This is a genomic window from Mesorhizobium sp. M1307 (assembly GCF_040318155.1).
Lineage (GTDB): Bacteria > Pseudomonadota > Alphaproteobacteria > Rhizobiales > Rhizobiaceae > Mesorhizobium.
On sequence record NZ_JAMYLR010000007.1, the window covers coordinates 1 to 17,672 of the forward strand.

Here is a 17,672-nt window from a genome sequence, read left to right on the forward strand (position 1 = left end):
TCGGGGGGTGGTGGGGGCGTTTTGGGGCGGTCCCCGCCCCCCCCGGCGCCCTCTCTTTTTTTTCACCCCAACCCCCCCGGGGGGGGGTCTTTTCGCCGCGGCGCCCGGCTCAGGCTGTGATGACCGGGCGCTTACTTGCCGCAGTGGTTGTCGTTCACCGTCGGCGCCATCGTGCCCGGAGCCTTGCCGGTCGCATCAGGCAGAGCCCCCTGCGGGCCCGGCGGGCAATTCCGGTCGGCATTCGAATTCGTCGTTGAGAAATCGCGAATGCTATTGGTGATGGTCGAATCCGTGCCGGTGTCAGGGCCGCCATTATCCGGGACTACGACCGTCCGCCCGCTACCGTCGGCAGCGGCTCCGGACGGGTCGCCGACGTTCTGGGCCATCGCTGACGTGGCCAGACCGATCGTAAGCGCCGAAGCTGCGAGAATTTTCGTGAGCATGATGCTTCTCCTTTTTACGAGGGTCGTCGCGTTGCGACTACGAAAACAACCGTTCGGGCGGGCGAAGGTTCCGACAAATTCCCCATGAAATTCAGCATGTTCTCAGGTGTTCAAGGCGGCCGCCATGCCATTCTCCGCGGGCATGCATCTGTGGACTTTTCTGACGGCCCGGCCCGGCATTTTGCTCGCCGCATGAGCGTACGCCTTACCGTCCCGCCGGAACAGGAATGCTCCTTGTGAGTTCATACCTTTGTACAATGCGACGCGCTGATGCGAATGGCGGCAGCGCAAACAAGGAGAGCAGACATCATGGGCCTTGGAACCATTCTCATCATCATCTTGGTCCTTGCCTTGCTTGGCGGCTTCAGCGGCTTGGGCGGCGGACCGTTCTATGGCACGGGCTATTACGGTGGTGGCGGCCTCGGCTTGGTGCTGCTTATCGTCATTATCCTGGTCCTGCTTGGGCGCATTTGATGCATGTCGTGCAAAAGTGTGCAGCGGTTTTGTGATAACGACATGCATAAAACAGGAAGCTAAAGCGCGTCGCATGAGGCCGGCCAAACGCGACACGCGTTAGTGTCACGCTCGCGACAAAAACGCCTGCCGCTTGGTAATTAGCGCCGGGCGTTTTGTCGTGAAAAGACTAGATTTCCAAGATCCTTGGCAAACCGGGACCCTGGCTAGAAAGGGCGACTCGGTGCCGAACCTTTCGGCGCCGAGGACGCCACCATAGCAGCAGCTTATTGTTGGCGATCGGCGGCCAGCGCTTCTTTCAGATCGGCGTTGAGCACACCCTCGTTGAACAGCGACATGATACGGGCTGCCAACCGCTCGCGGACAGGACTGTCGTCCGCAACACCCAACTCGCGGCAGCAGTCGTCGAGCGCTTTTCTCAGCACGCTCAGTTCGGCTGGAGTTGCTGCACCTTGCATCGGCATGCCATCCTCCCTTGAAAAGGGCGAAAGCGCGAAGCGTCTTTCAAGCGTCCACTCGCCGTGCCTGTGTGGACGACTCCAATTCAATTAGCGCCGCTCTCGTCCAAACTCAATGTACGGAAATTACCAAGCAGACAGTTTGGGAACGACTGCCTTGCACCTGCATTGTTGCTGCGATCCAACCCACCCCTCATTTGGATCACTGGGCGTAGCCCACGACGCCCGAATGGAGCCCGTTGCATCCCTCGCGACGGGCTCTTTTCGAGCCCGGCGATTCAATTGTCGTTTTCGTACCAAACCGACTTTGGTACGTTTCCAACTCTAACTTTCAGTCGGATGTTTTCGTAGGCAAGCGGCAGGAGAAACTGCCGTGCATCGATTCATTTTTTTATTTAGTAGGCTCCATACCTTTCAGTGCTTATATAAGCGTTATCGTCCGCAGGTTATACCGGGCGCGGACGGCTGGGAGATAAAAAGGCTCTTGCCCTGTTTTGGGCCCAGCTATGTCTGATCCAGCAAATTCCAATAAAAATCCGTACAAAAACAAGCTGTTGCGCCGAATGAGCGCCGGCGATTTCGCATCTCTCGAGCCGCACATCGAGCGCTGTTCGCTGGAGTTACGGCAATCGCTCGAAGTGTCCGGATCGCCGATCGAGGCCATTTATTTCCTCGAGGACGGCATCGGTTCGGTGGTTGCGAAAATGCCGAACGGCAGCGATGCGGAAGTTGGCCTTGTCGGCTTGGAAGGTATGACCGGCTCGGCCCTGATAATGGGCGACGACCGTACGGTCCATGATTGCTATGTGCAGCTGGCGGGAGAAGCTGCCAGGATCGACGCCGAGCCGTTCAAGGCGGCGCTGACGCAAAGCCCGACGCTGCGGCTGTTCTTGCTGCGCTACGTGCAATATCTGCATGTCCAGACTGGCTATACCGCGCTGGTCAACGCGCGATCGAAACTTGAAGACCGGCTGGCGCGCTGGCTTCTCATGTGTGACGATCGGGTGGACGGCGGCCGGCTGACGATCACTCACGAATTCCTGTCGATCATGCTTGGCGTAAGACGTCCGGGTGTCACGGTCGCGCTGCAGCTGCTCGAGGGGCGAGGGCTCATCCGGTCCCGCCGCGGCGAAATTATCATTCGCGATCGCGATGGTCTCGTCGCACTGGCGGATGGCGGCTACGGCCTGGCCGAGGCCGAATATACCCGCCTGGTCGAGCATATCGGCGAGCGCTGACGCGGCGCTTTCCTGGCCGATTGCTGCCGCAGGTCGAGGCCCCTTGCGACACTACACGGCGGGTCGGAAAAATTTTCAAAGCTCCCGGACCGTCAGGGAACTTGTTTCCCGTCGGAGGGTTATGGGACGCCTCTACTTTGCGAGGCGGCACCAACCATTCGGGAGAGGATCATGGCGACCACGAAAAAGGCCGCGAAGGCGGCAAGCAAGGGCCTTGAGGATCTGTTCCTCGACGGGCTCAAAGACCTCTACTACGCCGAGAAGAAGATACTGAAAGCGCTGCCTAAAATGGCCAAGGGCGCGGAGTCGGAAGAAGTGACCGCCGCCTTCGAGAAACACCGCATGGAAACCGAAGGACATGTCGACCGCCTGGAAGAGGTGTTCGAGAAATTCGGCAAGCCGGCCCGCGGCAAGACCTGTCCGGCGATTGACGGCATCATCGAAGAGGGCTCGGAAGTGCTCGAGGAGTATAACGGTGCTCCCGCGCTCGACGCCGGGCTTGTCGGCGCGGCGCAGGCCGTCGAACATTACGAGATCGCTCGCTACGGCACTTTGATCGCGTGGGCGGAAGAACTCGGCAAGAGCGACGTTGTCGAGCTGCTCAGGGCAACTCTCAAGGAAGAGGTCGCGACCGACGAAGCGCTTTCCAAGCTCGGCGAAAGTGGTGTCAACGAACGCGCAATGCAAGAAGCCGCTTGATTTCAAAACCGCAACCGAGCCTCGGAAATGGTTGCCAAGGCTCGGTTGGCCGCGGTGAACCGGTGAATTCTGCATTGGTCTGTCATGAACGGCAGGACGGGGCAGCAAGAGCTTGAATCGGTGCCTCGGGACGGACTTACTCGATCTGCTCGAACGTGCATTGCCGGGGCTGCTTGTCCGGCCGCCAGCGCAATAGCTTGGTTCCATGCCGGAACCGGTCGCCTGTCACATGGTCGAAACGAACCTCGACCACCAGTTCAGGCTTTATCGGCTCCCATTGTCCGCTGCGCTCCGTGCTCCAGCGGCTTGGCCCGCCCGGCGCCTTGCCGGTGAAACCCGGTTTGGCCCGCAGTTTTTCCAGCTGTCTGGTTAGCGCCGCCCTGTCGTCCTTGCCGATGGTCGAGGTGAATCCGACATGGTCCAGCCTGCCTTCGTTGTTGTAGAGGCCAAGCAGCAGGGATCCGACTTCGTTGCTGCCGGCGAGATAGCGAAAGCCGCCGACCACACAATCCGCAGTTCGCAGCCGCTTGACCTTGACCATGGCGCGCTCGCCGGGCCGGTATGGCCCGGCGATCAGTTTTGCAACGACACCGTCGGTCGAGCCATGGCCGGCGCCTTGCAGCCAGCGCTCGGCGGCAGCGGCGTCGTGCGTATATTTGGACAGGTGCAGTTCGGGCCGTGCCGCCGACGCGACAAAGGCCTCAATCGCCTGCCTCCTGGTGGTGAGAGGCTCTTCGATGATGATCCCGCCGCCGGGTTCGGCCAGCATGTCGAACAGGACCAGCATGGCAGGCGTCTCGAGGCTCAACTTGCGGATCCTGCTTTCGGCGGGATGAAGACGCATTTGCAGGGCCTCGAACGAGGACGATCCGTCGACCTCGATGACGATTTCGCCGTCGGCAACAAACCGCCGCGACCTCACATCGCGCAGCACCGCGACCAGTTCGGGAAAATAGCGGCCAAGCGGCTTGCCCGATTTTGCACGCAGATCGACGGCATCGTCGCCCTTGAACACGAGGCAGCGAAACCCGTCCCATTTCGGTTCGTACTGCCAAAGCCGGTCGCCGCCAGGAATTGCGTCGGCGGCTTTGGCTTCCATCGGACGAAGGTCGAGCGGCAACGGAAATGCGGTCATGGCTGGTCCGCGCCGCCGCTGAGGCATTCGCTACCGCCGTCGGCCATTCCCCTGCGCCCCGCTTTCCCGCCTCGGCACCTTGCGGCCGGTTTGGTCGGGTGAAGGCGACCGCGGATCGACCTCGTCGGACCCACCGATCTCCTTGGTGATGCGATAGGCCAGATAAGCGACGGCTCCGGCAAGCAGCAAGCGGACCATGACTGCAAATCCTTCGTTGGCGTGAACCCACCAACCCGCAGGCCGAAGGTTTTGTTCCGCCGCTGCCTATCGCCGGGGTGAATCGTCGGCGGCGCAACCAAAATCCAGGCGCATCGTTTGTTGCTTATCGACGAAAAGAATTTGCGATGAAGACGCTCTTGCCCTTGTTCGCTTTGACCCTGGCGCGATTCCTGGCCAGCAGCGCTTGGCCTGACGGGTGACCGCGATGCTCCTCGTTGTTCCGGTCTGGCAGGACATCGCGGCACGACTGCTTCTGACCGCGCTCGCCGGCCTGTTGATAGGCCTCAACCGCGAGGCGCGCGGGCACGCGGCGGGGCTACGCACCACCGTGCTGGTCGGATTGGCCGCCGCCATCACAATGATCCAGGCCAGTATTCTGCTCGAGACCGTTGGCAAGCACCCGGATTCGTTTGCATCGATGGACGTCTTGCGCTTTCCGCTGGGCGTGTTGACCGGCGTCGGCTTTATCGGCGGTGGCGCCATTCTTCGCCGCGGCAATCTTGTCAGCGGCGTCACCACGGCGGCCACGTTGTGGGTGATGACGGCGATCGGATTGGCTTTCGGTGGTGGCCAATACGGCTTGGGCGCGGCCGGCACGGCGCTGACGCTGGCCACCTTGCTGGTCCTGAAATGGGTGGACCTTCGAATGTCGCGCGAACACCATGCCCAGTTGGCGCTGACGTGGAAGGCCGCGGCTCGACAGGAGCTCGATGCGCTCATCGGGCCGCTTGGCTACCAGGCACGCCTCGTCGCAATAGAGAGGCGCCCAGATCTCAAGGACCCTGTGTTCTCGTTCGAGATCAGTTGGAGGCGGCCCGACACGGGCGCACCGCCGATGGATCTGCTGGCATCGGTGGGCGAGCATTGCGAGATCCAGAAGTTTGATCTCCTCAGCGAACCTGCCCGCTAGCTGGCGGCTTGCAACGATCGCGGCCTGAATCAGGCCATAGCTTCTCCACACCCCTTTCGATACCTATCTGTCGAGGCAGGACTCAAGGAGCAAGCAAAAGACCGTGGCACAGCGATCGGGAAGTGCTGATCTTCCACTTCACGGCGGACGCGTGCCGAAATGGCTCGGCGACCGCATGACGCGGCTTGGCGCGGTCATGTGCGAGGCGATCATCCACCATTACGGCCGCGATGAGTTGCTGCGCCGGCTGGCGCATCCGTTCTGGTTCCAGTCCTTTGGCGCCGTGATGGGGATGGACTGGCACTCTTCCGGCATCACCACCAGCGTCGTCGGAGCGTTGAAGCGCGGTCTGTCGCCGCTTTCCGGCGAACTCGGCATCCACGTTTGCGGCGGCCGCGGCGCGCATTCGCGCAAGACCCCGCACGAGCTTGCCCTGATCGGCGAGCGTGTCGGCCTCGACGGGCAAGGCCTCGCGACTGCCAGCCGGCTTGTCGCCAAGGTGGACAGCGCCGCGGTCCAGGACGGTTTCGATCTCTATCTGCACGGCTTTATCGTCACCGACGACGGCAAGTGGGTGGTGGTGCAGCAGGGCATGAACGGCGACAGCAAGGTGGCGCGCCGCTATCACTGGCTGTCCGAAGGCCTGAAGAGCTTTGTCGACCAGCCGCATGCTGCCATCGAGGGCGCCAACCAGGGCGAGATCGTCAACCTGACCGACCGCCGCGCTGAAGCGTCGCGCCAGGGACAACTGGACCTTCTGCACGACCTTGGACCGGATCGCATCGTGAGGGAGCTTGCCGCTTTGGAGCGGGGTTCGGCGCCAGCGCCGGAGCCGGCACAAAAGCTGCTGCCGCATCTGGTGATGCCGGCGCACCACGATGTGCGCGAAAGCGATGTCGTCATGCGCCGCCTGCACGGCAACATCGCGGCGGCGGCCGAGCGCGGCCCGACAGATTTCGCCGGGCTTCTCCTGGTGCCCAATGTCGGCGCGCGCACGGTGCGGGCGCTGGCGCTGGTCGCCGAAGTCGTGCATGGCGCGCCGTGCCGTTTTTCCGATCCAGGCCGTTTCTCGCTGGCGCATGGCGGTAAGGACAGGCACCCGTTCCCCGTGCCGCTGAAGGTCTATGACGAGACCATCGGCGTACTGAAGTCGGCTGTCCAGAAGGCCAGGCTCGGCCGTGACGAAGAGATCGGCGCCTTGCGGCGGCTGGACGACCAGTCGAGGCAGGTCGAGCGCTATGTCACCGGCCCAAGCCTGAAGGAAATCGTCGCCGGGGAGTTCGAGCAATCGCATCTGCTCGGCGGCCGCAGCGTCTTCGGTTGGGAGGTCGTACCCGAAACGGCCGCAGTCAAATCAACGAAGTGATCGGCTCGGATCAAGCCTCCAAGTCGATCAGGGCGACGCCGAGTTCGGGACGGTGCCTGCGGCGCAGATGGCCAGGCGTCTCCACCAATGTGACCTCGAGCGTCGGCCGCACGATGCCGTCCAGCAGATGACCGCCCCTCGTGGTGCCGTCACTCAATCCAAGGACTGCGTGGACGTGCAAGCTGGGCCTGCCGTCGTCGCCGATGGCAACATCGCCGATCGCGCTCAGCACTTCGCACTGTTCCCGGACGGGGATTTTCCGATAGGTCTTTTCCCCGGGGTCGAACCAGCCGACAGTCGCCGTTTCGAAAGCACCGAGCGCGGTCAGCGACGCACTGCCAACGCCGTGGTCGACCGCAAACGCGGTCAGCTGCGCAAACGCCTCGTCGCCGGGATCAAGCACAACGACGAACGTTCTCTGTCCGGCGCTTTCGGCAACAAGCTGTGATTTCATGATTTCGCTCCAGCCGTCAGGAATTCAAATCCACCACACCACCAATGCCAGCAAGACGAGACCCACTAGGCCGGCGATGAAAATGATCCGGCGCGCCCGCGTCCGCAGGATGATCTCGCCCTGCCGCGCCTGTTCCGCTGAAAAGACAGGACCATCCTTGTCCCGGTCGTTGCTCATCCATCGTCTCCTTTCGGGCAATTATTCAGCATTGAATAGATCTGGCGCCCGATAGAACACAATCTCGTTTGGCGGATGAGGTTCCACGATGGACCATCGACGGTTGGAACCGACTGGGACTCGGCCGTCTGCCGAGGCGGGACGGAGATTGACCACGAGGTGAACCCAGCCGGCTTGGACCGGCTGGGCGCCGTTTGCATCTATTCCTTCGGCGCGGTCGCGGGCGCGGTATAGCGGCGGCGCACCGCGTCCAGGACGTGGCTGCGGCTCTCCTGCGCCGAAAGTGTGCCGTCTTTCTCCGCTTCGGCGGTTTCGCGCGCCAGTTCCTTGTCCCTGATCTGGTGGCGAAACCATTCGGAATAGTCGCCGGCGCGCAAATGATGTTCCCAGGTCCTGTCGTCGATGCCCTCGGCGATCTGGGCGAAAATCATCAGATTATGGGCGCGGAGGTTCATCGCATTGTCGGGGCCGCGGAAATAGAAGCTGCCCTTCTCGTCCAGCTGGCCCTCGGCATATTTGCGGCTGTGGCGCTTGAGCGACTGTCGCGGTTCGATCGGCTCGACCATGGCAGGTTTCTTGCGCGCCTGCGGCCGCCAGAACAGCACGCGCTCGTCTTTTGGAGAGTTCAGGTCCTTGTGCTTTGGCGGTTCGGTGCCGGTCTCGTGACAGAACGTCTTGATGACCTTTTTCGCCTTGGGGCCGAGTGCGATGACGGCGGTGACCAGCCGCAATGCCTCGGTTGAGATCGCGTCCGGATGAACCGTGATCAGGATCGTGCCCGGCAATTCCATGGCCAGCACCATTGGCGTGTCGTCGCGCCGCTTCGGCAAGAGGTGATGCGCCTCGTCGATGATCAGCCAGTGTGGTCGTGCCGTGCGGAAGCGAACACCGCCAAGGCCCGGCAGCAGGTCGGCAAAGAAGTCCGGCCGCTCGTTAACGCGCAGCGCCAGGCCATTGACGACCAGATTGTTGTCCGGCTTCTCCAGGAGATCGAGCAACTGCGTCTTCGTCGGCGCGTTCGAGCCGTCGCCCAGCCGGACGGCGCCTTCGAGGCCGTCATAGTCGCCTTCCGGATCGAAGATGCAGAACTGGAACTTTCTCTCGACGAAGCGCTCCGTCAGTGCGGTCGCCAGGGTCGATTTGCCGATGCCGGAGCTGCCGGCGATCAGCACCGTATCGGTTGGCGACAGATACACCTCCTTGCCATCCTCCGAGCCAAGCAGAATGCCGTCGCGGTTCGGCACAAGCTCGCGATCGCGCTCGACCACCTTGGCGATCAGTTCCTCGACGCCTTTTCCGCGCGCGCCGCGTGTCACGAGATCCGCCGTATCCTTGACTGCCGGCAGTGCGTTGTCGACGGCCACGCTGAAGCCGCAGGCGCGCAGGAAGGCGTGGTCGTTTTCGGCGTCGCCGACACCGACGACGTTGTGCGGCGACAATCTGAGGTCCTGAAGCGCAGCTGTCAGCCCGGTCGCCTTGTTGATGCCGCTGGGCAGGATCATCACCGCGCCCTTGTTGAAGATGATTTCCAGCTCCAGCCCCAATTTCTTGATGACCTCGAGCGCGGTAGCCTGATGCGGTTCCCAGGTTGCGACGATCGAGCGTCCGACCGAAAGCGGTTTGACACCGCGTTTCCTGAGTTTGGCGATGAACTCGGGGGCGGGCGGCGGAGATATCGTCCGCTCCTCCTCGCTGGCCGGCGTGTAGATCAGCGCCCCGTTTTCCGCGACCACCTTGTCGAAGATCGCGACTTCGGGAAAGACGCGTTTCAGGTCGGGCAGCTCGCGCCCGGTGACGAGAATGAGTTTGCGCCCGCTCTTCTTGAAGCGTTCAAGCGCCGCAAGCGTCTTCTCGGCAACGACCCCTTCATGCGCCAGCGTGCCGTCATAGTCAGTGGCCAGGGCAATGAAATACATGCCGTCAGTAGCCGCCCACGATCGGCAATATCTCGCCGGTGATATAGCTCGAGCAGTGCGGCGAGGCGAGGAACACGTAGGCCGGCGCGATCTCCTCCGGCTGGGCCGGCCGTTTCATCGGCGTATCAGCGCCAAATTTCGAAACATCGCCGGCTTCCTTGTCCGAGGGGTTGAGCGGCGTCCAAACCGGGCCTGGCGCCACGGCGTTGACCCTTATGCCCTTCTCGACAAGGTTGCCCGAGAGCGCGCGGGTGAAGGCATGAATGCCGCCCTTGGTCATGGAGTAATCGACCAGTTGCTTCGAACCCTCGATGCCGGTCACTGAACCGGTATTGATGATCGCCGAACCGGGTTTCATGTGCGGCACGGCCTCCTGCGCCATGTGGAAATAGCCGTAGAGGTTGGTCTTCAGCGTCGTGTCGAAATGCTCCTCGGTCAGCTCGCTGAAATCGCTGGAGTGGATCTGGAAAGCGGCGTTGTTGACCAGCACGTCGATCCGCCCAAACTCCTGCACGATCTCAGCCACCGCGTTGTGGCAGTGGTTGCGTTCGCTGACGTCGGCCTTGATCAGCATGCAGCGCCGGCCTTCCGCTTCGACGGCCCTTTTGGTATCTTTGGCGTCCCTATCCTCCGAGAGATAGACGATCGCCACATCGGCGCCTTCACGCGCATAGAGCACGGCCACCGCACGGCCGATGCCTGAATCGCCGCCGGTAATGACGGCAACTTTGCCGTCGAGCTTTTTCGATCCGATATAGTACGGCGCATCGTAAAGCGGCGCCGGCTCGATCGCCCATTCATGCCCCGGCTTCGGCTGGTGCTGCTCGGGGAAGGGCGGCTCGGGATATTTGCGGGCACCGGCCTGCATGGCGCCTTTTTGCCTGCCATTGGATTTGGACTTGTCCTTCTCGTCGATCCGGCGCTGGATGTGCCGTTGCTTGGCGGCCTCGCCGGCGATTTCCGATTTCATCTGCATGGTCATCTCCCTGGCTTGAAACCCAACAACGCATGTCCGGCGAAAAGGTTTATGCGACCACGTCATTCCTTGAGCCCGGCGACACGCTCCAGCAGCGGCCGTTGCAGCAGCGGCAGATAGCCGACGGCGCTGAAGGCCGCGTTCCTGACGCCTTGCATGATGCCGTTGTCCGATTGGGCCAGCGAGAGGATGCGCTCGCTGAGCGTGATCCACCGTTGCCCCACCGGGTGGCGTTCGCTTGTGTAGCCGGCAAGCGTGCCGTCGACGAAACGCCTGGCGAATGACGCGGCGTCCTCGATGCCGAGATTCATGCCGCGCGCGCCCAGCGGCGAATGGACATGCGCGGCATCGCCTCCCAGGAAGGCGCATGCGGTTTGATAACGCGGTGCCTGTCGCACCGGAATATGGAAGCGGTCGGTCCGCAACAACCGCGTGATCCGGTAATTGCCGGGGATGCGGGCCAGCGCATCCTCGGTGTTGGAGACCGCGCGATAGCGCTTCTCGCCGATCGGGATGACGAAACCGACGTCGCCGTTCCTGTGAAGAAATGCGTGGGCGGCCATCGGCTCATAGGGCCAATCGTCGATGTCGGCGTCGGCAATGCTCCATTGCCGCCGATGCGTGTAGCCATCGAAGCCGATGCCCATGGCATCACGCACCGTGCTTTGCGCACCGTCGGCTCCGAAGACAAGGTCGAAACTTGCCTCGTCACGGCCGTCTGGCGCCTCGATCCGCACCTCGGCCCGGCCTTTGTGCTCGACCATGCCGACAAATGTGCTTCGCCATTCGACGTCGATGCCAAATCCCTTGAGCGTATCGGTCATCAGCGATTCGGTGTCGCGCTGCGGCAGCGACAGCAGAAAATCATGGCGGTGGGGCAGGATCGAGAAATCGATCTCGCCGAGCGCTCGTCCTTCGAAGTAGAAACGGGCTCGGCGAATTTTCAATCCTTCGGCGAGCAATCGGGCAGCGACTTTGGACGGTTCAAGGATGTCGAGGCTGTGCGAACTGATGCCGACCGCCTTGGCGAGCGGCGTCGGGCCTTCCTTGCGGTCGATGATGCGAGGTGCAATGCCGCGCCTTGCCAGTTCGACTGCCGCCGTCAGCCCGGTCGGGCCGGCGCCGACGATCAGGATGGAAGCGTCCCGCGAAGCCGTCATCGTCAGGCGTCAGCTTTTTGGCAGTGCGTAGGCAATGATGTCGTCGCCGATCCTGGTCTCCATGAAATGGTGGCCGCCGGGTGCAAGGGTCGCCAGCCAGGTCAGGACATAAAGCCATACACCGGCGGCATTGCCGGCAAGCAGCAGGCTGCCGGCGGCCAGCAGGGCGATCCCGGCGGGCAGATAGTACCAGGATCCGCCCAGCGCGATCAGCCAGGCACCGCCCCCTCCGATCAGCAGGCCGAGGATCGTCAGCAGCGCGCCGACGAACATCGTCCACCAGAAGGCAACGCCGGACCGGCGGGGAATGGGATGGGGGTGGGGGATGATCATGATGCTTATCCGGGTGAAACAGAACGTGACCTCATCCGAACGTATGGAGGGTTCGATGGTTTCCGGTCAGCCCGACCTGATGGGCCAGGGCGAGGTAACCATTCTGTGATCTCCGCTGCCCCAGCCGGAACTTACCCACGCAGCCGCAGTTAGGGGTTTTGGGGGGTGAATACGGTTTGCTGGATGCGAAATCGGCGAGGGAATGCCGCAGGTCTTTTCAAGGAGCGCCAACGGCATTTCACGCTTCGCTCTGTGGGGCGCGTGTTTCATGGCGATCTTTGCGGCTCTCGGCGGCACCGCCATCCTGCGTTCGGACTTCGTCACCGGCGTTGGCCGGCCGTTGGCGCAACCAGTGCCGTTCAGCCACAGGCACCATGTCGGCGAGCTTGGCATCGATTGCCGTTATTGCCATAGCGGCGTCGAGACTTCGTCATCGGCGGGTCTGCCGGCGACCGAGGTGTGCATGACCTGCCATTCGCAGCTTTTCACCAACGCGGACATGCTGGCGCCGATACGGGCAAGCCTTGCTTCCGGGCAGCCATTGCAGTGGCAGCGGGTGAACAGTGTCCCCGACTTCGTCTATTTCAATCATTCGATCCATATCGCTAAAGGCGTCGCCTGCGAGACTTGCCATGGCGAGGTCGACGACATGCCGCTGATGCGGCGGGCGCACGCACTATCGATGGAATGGTGCCTGGCATGCCATCGCGATCCCGAGCCTAATTTGCGTCCGCCGCAGGACGTGTTCCTGATGCACTGGAAGCCACCGGCCGGCATCGCCGAAATCCGCCGGTCACTCATCAGCCTTCTCGATATCCACCCCGAGACCATGACCGACTGTTATGTCTGCCACCGCTGACAAACCGATCGCGGCTCCAGACATGGCCGGCCTGGGCGAACGGCTTTCGCCCGGCCCGGAGCTGTGGCGAAGCCTCGACGAGCTCGCCGATACGCCGGAATTCCGCCGCTTCGTCGATGCCGAATTTCCCTCGATCGCCGAGCGCATCCCGCGGCTCGACCGGCGCACGCTGCTGAAGCTGATGGGTGCATCGCTGACGCTGGCCGGGCTTGCCGCCTGCAGCCGGGCCGAAGACATCCTGCCTTATATCCGCCAGCCGGAAAACATCGTTCCCGGCAAGCCGCTTTATTACGCGACCACGCTTTCGAGCGATGGCTACGGTATCGGTGCGGTGGTCGAAAGCCATGAGGGCCGGCCGACCAAGGTGGAAGGCAATCCCGACCATCCGGCCTCGCGCGGTGCGACGGACGCCATCATGCAGGCGGCGGTGCTGTCGCTTTTCGACCCCGATCGCTCGCGCATGCCGCTGAAACACGGCGAACCGGCGGCCTATGGCGACTTCCTTGCCGACATGGCCGAGCTCACCTCGCGGCTGGCCGGCTCAGGCGGTGCCGGCGCGGCGCTGCTGATCGAGGCGACGACCTCGCCCACCATGAAGGCGCAGCTGGAGGCGCTGCGCGCGCGCTACCCCAGGCTGAGGCTGTTCCAGCACGATCCCCTGGCAACGCCGTCCGGCGCCGAAGCCACGCAGACCCTTTTCGGCAGGGCGCTTGCACCGGTCTACCGGTTCGATCGCGCCGACGCGATTGTCAGTCTCGACGCGGATTTCCTGGGCGAGGGCCCCGGCCGTCTCGCTTACGCCCGTGACTTTGCCGCGCGGCGTCGCGTGCGCCGGGCGGACGATACGATGAGCCGGGTCTATGCGGTGGAATCGACGCCGACGATCACCGGCGCTGCCGCCGATCACCGCAGGCCGGTGCGGCCGAGCGAGGTCGAAGCCGTCGCCGCGGCGCTGAGCGCGGTGCTTGGCGGCGAAGCGGCGCCAAGCGCCTTGGCACTGGACCCGGCCTGGTTGGCTGCCACTGCGGACGACCTGAAGGCGGCCGGCCGCGCGGCGCTGATCGTGCCGGGCGCCCATCAAACACCGTTCGTCCATGCCGCGGCTCTTGCCATGAATGCGCGGCTTGGTGCGCTTGGCAACACCTTGGAACTGATCGAGCCGCCCGACGCGATGCCCATCGAGGGCGACCTCGCTGCACTTTGCCAGGCGATCGCCGCGCGAGATATCGACACCGTTGTCATACTCGGCGCCAATCCTCTCCACACCGCACCTGCGGGGTTCGATGTCCGCGACGTGTTTTCGCAGCTGAAGCTTCTTGTCCACTGGGGTCTCTACCGCGACGAAACCGCCTTCGTCGCACACTGGCATGTCCCTGCTGCGCATGACCTCGAGAGCTGGAGTGACCTGCGCGCCCATGACGGAACCGCGTCGATCGTGCAGCCGCTGATCAGGCCGCTTTACCAGGGGCGGACGGTGCATGAAATCCTGGCCGTGCTTGGCGGTGAACTAGCTGTTTCTGCGCTGCCGCTCGTCCGCCGGACCTGGGCGCAAACGACGCGGGCGCAAGCACTGGACGATCCCGCGTGGCGAAAGGCGCTTCGCGACGGCTTTGTATCCGGCAGTGCCAGCACTCCAGTCGAAGTTGCGATGCCCCCGGATTTGCGTGGCCTGAAGCCACGCATCGAAGCGGCAAAAGGCGTCGAAATCCGTTTCGTTGCCGATCCCTGGCTGCGCGACGGACGCAATGCCAACTCGTCCTGGCTGCAGGAATTGCCGCGGCCGCTGAGCAAGATCGTCTGGGGCAATGCAGCGCTAATGTCGCCGGCGACGGCGGGGCGGCTTCAGGTGGAAAACGCCCGGGTCATCAATATCGCCTCGAACGGCACGGACATCGATGCGCCGGTCTGGATCATACCTGGCCATTCCGACGAGACCGTGACACTTGCTCTGGGCTTCGGCCGGAAGCTCGGTTCGGTGGCAGCACTCGCCGACGGCCACGACGCGTACAGGCTGCGAAGCCTCGAGGCTCCCTGGATCGTCTATGGCGCCACGGTCGCGCCGCAGGACGGCAGCGCGCGGGTCATCACCACGCAGCACCACCAGGCGATGGAGGGCAGGGCGATCGTTCGCCATGCCTCGCTCGAGGCCTTCCGCAAAAATCCACACTTCGTGCGCGACGGCGCCCCGCCCGCGCCAACCGGATCGCTCTATCCCGACTGGCAATACAGCCAGGAAGCCTGGGGCATGTCGATCGACCAGTCGGCATGCATCGGCTGCATGGCTTGTGTCTCTGCCTGCCAGGCAGAAAACAACATCGCCACCGTCGGGCCGGACGAGTCGGAACTCGGCCATGAGATGCATTGGCTGCGGATCGACCGGTACTATTCCGGTCCGCTCGACGATCCCGACGTCTTTTTCCAGCCGGTGCCTTGCATGCATTGCGAGAAGGCGCCGTGCGAGGTCGTCTGTCCGGTCAACGCCACCACCCACACCCATGACGGGCTGAACGCGCAGGTCTACAACCGCTGCATCGGCACGCGCTACTGCTCGCAGAACTGCCCCTACAAGGTGCGGCGCTTCAACTTCCTGGACTTCCAGAAATTCGAGAAGGATGCGGCTGGACCGGAACAGGCCGCGCACAATCCGGACGTCAGCGTCCGTTCGCGCGGTGTGATGGAAAAATGCACCTACTGCGTCCAGCGCATTTCCGAAAAACGCATCAAGGCGCAGATCGAAAACCGCCACATAGCCGACGGCGAAGTGGTGACCGCCTGCCAGCAGGCCTGCCCGACGCAAGCGATCGTTTTCGGCGACCTCAACAGCAAGAGCGCCGCTGTCGTGCAGGAAAAAGCAGCGCCGCAACACTACGCCTTGCTCGAGGACCTCAACACGCGACCCCGCACCACCTATCTCGGCAAGATCAGGAATATCAACGGCCGTCTCTCGCCAGGCGGGAAAGCCGATGGCTGAGGCTATTGCTGGAAAACCGGGCGCACTGCCCGTTCTGCGCGGCCGGCACGACCTTCCGGAGATCAGCGGCCGTATCAGTGCGATCGTCCTCGACGGCAGGCTGCCGCGCTATTTCTGGACCGCGTTTTTCGCCTGCTTCGTCTTCGTCCTCATCTTTCTCTATTCGATTACCTATCTGATCTCAGTCGGCGTTGGCGCCTATGGCGTCAACATTCCGGTTGTCTGGGGCACGATGATTGGCAATTTCGTCTGGTGGATTGGCATCGGCCATGCCGGCACGCTGATCTCGGCGGTGCTTCTGCTTCTGCGCCAACCATGGCGCGCCTCGATCAACCGCTTTGCCGAGGCGATGACGCTGTTTGCCGTGGCGATGGCGGGGCTTTTCCCGATCCTGCATCTCGGCCGCCCATGGTTCTTCTACTGGCTGCTGCCGCTACCCACCACGCATATGCATTGGCCGCAATGGCGCAGCCCACTGGTCTGGGATTTCGCGGCGATCGCCACCTATGCCAGCGTTTCGCTGATGTTCTGGTATATGGGCCTGCTGCCCGATCTCGCCGTCCTGCGCGACCGGGCGAAATCGCGCCCGGCGCAGCTGTTCTACGGGATACTGGCGCTCGGCTGGCGCGGTTCGGCCTTTCATTGGGCGCGCTACCAGACGGTCTATTTCCTGATGGCGGCACTGGCCACGCCTCTGGTCGTCTCGGTGCATTCGATCGTCTCGCTCGACTTCACCTTCGCCATCACGCCGGGCTTCCATTCGACTATCTTTCCTCCCTATTTCGTTGCCGGCGCGCTGCTGTCCGGCTTCGCCATGGTGCTTACCATCGCCATCCCGCTGCGCTGGGCGTTTTCGGTCCAGGATCTGATCACGCTGCGGCACATGGACAATGCCGCCAAGCTGATGATCGCCGCCGGCATGATCGTCATCTACGGCTATGCCTCCGAGGTTTTCTTCGCCTGGTATTCGGGCGAAACCTACGAGCGCACGATGATGTGGCAGCGCGCCTTCGGACCTTATGCGCCGCTGTTCTGGACCATGCTCGCCTGCAACGGCGCTGTTTTGCAATTGCTCTGGTTCCGGCGGGTGCGCCTCAACATGGCGGTGCTTTTCGCCATTGCCCTGATCATCAATGTCGGCATGTGGATCGAGCGCTACGTCATCGTCGTCACCGGGCCAAGCCGCGATTACCTGCCGTCGTCCTGGGGCGAACAATCACTGAGGTGGCTCGACTTCGGCATCCTGTTCGGCTCGATCGGCACCTTCTTCGCATTGGTCTTCCTGTTCATCCGCGTCCTGCCGGCCATCACCATTTTCGAGGTCGAGGAGCTGGCCGGGGAGAGGGGCGGCGCAAGATGAGCCTTTACGGCGTCATTGCGGCTTTCGCCGATCCCGGAGCGCTGACCGAGGCGGTCCGCACCATGCGGGCGCGCGGCTACCGGCGCATGGACGCGTTCTCACCGTTCCATGTCCATGGGCTGGCCGACATGCTCGGCATGCGCAAGACGCGCTTGCCATGGGCCATCCTTGGCGGCGCCGTCGCCGGCGCGGTGTTTGTCTATGGCCTGATCCTCTATTCGGTCGAGATCGATTTTCCGCTCAATGTCGGCGGCCGGCCGCTGCATTCCTGGCCGGCCTTTCTCGTCATCGCCTTCGAGGCCGCGATACTTGGCGCTGCGCTGGCCGCATTCTTCGGCATGCTGGCCGCCAATCGCCTGCCCGAATATTATCACCCGGTCTTCAACGCCACGAGCTTCACCTATGCGCGCGGCGGCAAGTTCTATCTGCTCGTCGAGGCCGCCGATCCGAAGTTCCGCAAGGGCGTGACCAAGGGCCAGCTGACACGGCTCGGCGCCGAAACCGTCGAGGAGGTGGAGGCGTGA

Annotated in this window: 19 protein-coding genes; 9 read left to right on the forward strand and 10 right to left on the reverse strand. The window is 62.9% G+C overall.

All coding sequences use genetic code 11. From position 1 onward, the window contains the following. Window positions 1-131 precede the first annotated feature (131 nt). A complete protein-coding gene (locus NKH16_RS10885) occupies window positions 132-443 on the reverse strand; it encodes a hypothetical protein (RefSeq protein WP_023720549.1) in 312 nt (103 codons plus the stop codon). A 309-nt stretch (window positions 444-752) separates the two neighbouring features. Here NKH16_RS10885 and NKH16_RS10890 point away from each other — a divergent pair, with 309 nt between their 5' ends. Next, the gene (locus NKH16_RS10890; RefSeq protein ID WP_023677107.1) at window positions 753-917 is read left to right on the forward strand and encodes a DUF3309 family protein; all 165 of its coding nucleotides are present in this window, start codon (window positions 753-755) and stop codon (window positions 915-917) included. Between the two features lie 266 nt (window positions 918-1,183). Here the strand turns inward: NKH16_RS10890 and NKH16_RS10895 are convergent, their stop codons facing one another. Beyond that, entirely contained in the window at window positions 1,184-1,381 is a 198-nt protein-coding gene (locus NKH16_RS10895; RefSeq protein ID WP_352449586.1) for a hypothetical protein, read from the reverse strand. 500 nt (window positions 1,382-1,881) lie between these two features. Here NKH16_RS10895 and NKH16_RS10900 point away from each other — a divergent pair, with 500 nt between their 5' ends. Both NKH16_RS10900 and NKH16_RS10905 read left to right on the forward strand, forming a co-directional pair. Continuing rightward, entirely contained in the window at window positions 1,882-2,613 is a 732-nt protein-coding gene (locus tag NKH16_RS10900; RefSeq protein ID WP_352473082.1) for a Crp/Fnr family transcriptional regulator, read from the forward strand. Between the two features lie 171 nt (window positions 2,614-2,784). Then, complete coding sequence (locus NKH16_RS10905) at window positions 2,785-3,312, forward strand: YciE/YciF ferroxidase family protein (protein ID WP_023677104.1); 528 nt, start codon at window positions 2,785-2,787, stop codon at window positions 3,310-3,312. 136 nt (window positions 3,313-3,448) lie between these two features. Here the strand turns inward: NKH16_RS10905 and NKH16_RS10910 are convergent, their stop codons facing one another. Further along, on the reverse strand, window positions 3,449-4,447 hold the full coding sequence (locus NKH16_RS10910) for an ATP-dependent DNA ligase (RefSeq protein ID WP_352834836.1): 999 nt from the start codon (window positions 4,445-4,447) through the stop codon (window positions 3,449-3,451). A gap of 30 nt (window positions 4,448-4,477) precedes the next feature. Continuing rightward, window positions 4,478-4,645 carry a hypothetical protein gene (locus NKH16_RS10915; protein ID WP_023677102.1) on the reverse strand — a complete coding sequence of 56 codons (168 nt, stop codon included), beginning with the start codon at window positions 4,643-4,645 and terminating at the stop codon, window positions 4,478-4,480. Between the two features lie 226 nt (window positions 4,646-4,871). On the opposite strand from NKH16_RS10915, the gene NKH16_RS10920 reads away from it, so the two are divergent. Further along, window positions 4,872-5,576, forward strand: coding sequence for an MgtC/SapB family protein (locus NKH16_RS10920; protein WP_031194456.1), 705 nt, complete (start codon window positions 4,872-4,874; stop codon window positions 5,574-5,576). A 103-nt stretch (window positions 5,577-5,679) separates the two neighbouring features. Beyond that, window positions 5,680-6,942: a DUF763 domain-containing protein gene (locus NKH16_RS10925; RefSeq protein WP_352449581.1), complete on the forward strand. Its 1,263-nt coding sequence runs from the start codon at window positions 5,680-5,682 to the stop codon at window positions 6,940-6,942. A gap of 10 nt (window positions 6,943-6,952) precedes the next feature. On the opposite strand, the gene NKH16_RS10930 is transcribed toward NKH16_RS10925, so the two are convergent. From NKH16_RS10930 to NKH16_RS10955, 6 genes are all read right to left on the reverse strand, one after another. Continuing rightward, entirely contained in the window at window positions 6,953-7,396 is a 444-nt protein-coding gene (locus NKH16_RS10930; protein WP_352449580.1) for a PPC domain-containing DNA-binding protein, read from the reverse strand. 24 nt (window positions 7,397-7,420) lie between these two features. Beyond that, a complete protein-coding gene (locus NKH16_RS10935) occupies window positions 7,421-7,573 on the reverse strand; it encodes a peptide ABC transporter permease (protein ID WP_352449579.1) in 153 nt (50 codons plus the stop codon). 200 nt (window positions 7,574-7,773) lie between these two features. Further along, window positions 7,774-9,489, reverse strand: a complete 1,716-nt coding sequence (locus NKH16_RS10940; RefSeq protein WP_352449578.1) for an HAD family hydrolase — start codon at window positions 9,487-9,489, stop codon at window positions 7,774-7,776. A 4-nt stretch (window positions 9,490-9,493) separates the two neighbouring features. Continuing rightward, entirely contained in the window at window positions 9,494-10,465 is a 972-nt protein-coding gene (locus NKH16_RS10945; protein ID WP_352449577.1) for an SDR family oxidoreductase, read from the reverse strand. 62 nt (window positions 10,466-10,527) lie between these two features. After that, entirely contained in the window at window positions 10,528-11,625 is a 1,098-nt protein-coding gene (locus NKH16_RS10950; RefSeq protein WP_352899272.1) for an FAD-dependent oxidoreductase, read from the reverse strand. A 9-nt stretch (window positions 11,626-11,634) separates the two neighbouring features. Then, on the reverse strand, window positions 11,635-11,958 hold the full coding sequence (locus NKH16_RS10955; protein ID WP_352744888.1) for a hypothetical protein: 324 nt from the start codon (window positions 11,956-11,958) through the stop codon (window positions 11,635-11,637). Window positions 11,959-12,160: 202 nt separating this feature from the next. Here NKH16_RS10955 and NKH16_RS10960 point away from each other — a divergent pair, with 202 nt between their 5' ends. The 4 genes from NKH16_RS10960 to NKH16_RS10975 are packed head-to-tail and all read left to right on the forward strand — an operon-like array spanning window position 12,161 to window position 17,672. After that, entirely contained in the window at window positions 12,161-12,817 is a 657-nt protein-coding gene (locus tag NKH16_RS10960; RefSeq protein ID WP_502894900.1) for a cytochrome c3 family protein, read from the forward strand. Next, the gene (locus NKH16_RS10965) at window positions 12,801-15,788 is read left to right on the forward strand and encodes a TAT-variant-translocated molybdopterin oxidoreductase (RefSeq protein WP_352744883.1); all 2,988 of its coding nucleotides are present in this window, start codon (window positions 12,801-12,803) and stop codon (window positions 15,786-15,788) included. Before NKH16_RS10960 ends, NKH16_RS10965 begins: the two co-directional genes overlap by 17 nt. Further along, window positions 15,781-17,148 carry an NrfD/PsrC family molybdoenzyme membrane anchor subunit gene (gene nrfD, locus NKH16_RS10970; RefSeq protein WP_352744881.1) on the forward strand — a complete coding sequence of 456 codons (1,368 nt, stop codon included), beginning with the start codon at window positions 15,781-15,783 and terminating at the stop codon, window positions 17,146-17,148. The genes NKH16_RS10965 and nrfD overlap by 8 nt, the downstream gene beginning before the upstream one ends. After that, on the forward strand, window positions 17,145-17,672 hold the full coding sequence (locus tag NKH16_RS10975) for a DUF3341 domain-containing protein (protein WP_352744878.1): 528 nt from the start codon (window positions 17,145-17,147) through the stop codon (window positions 17,670-17,672). Before nrfD ends, NKH16_RS10975 begins: the two co-directional genes overlap by 4 nt.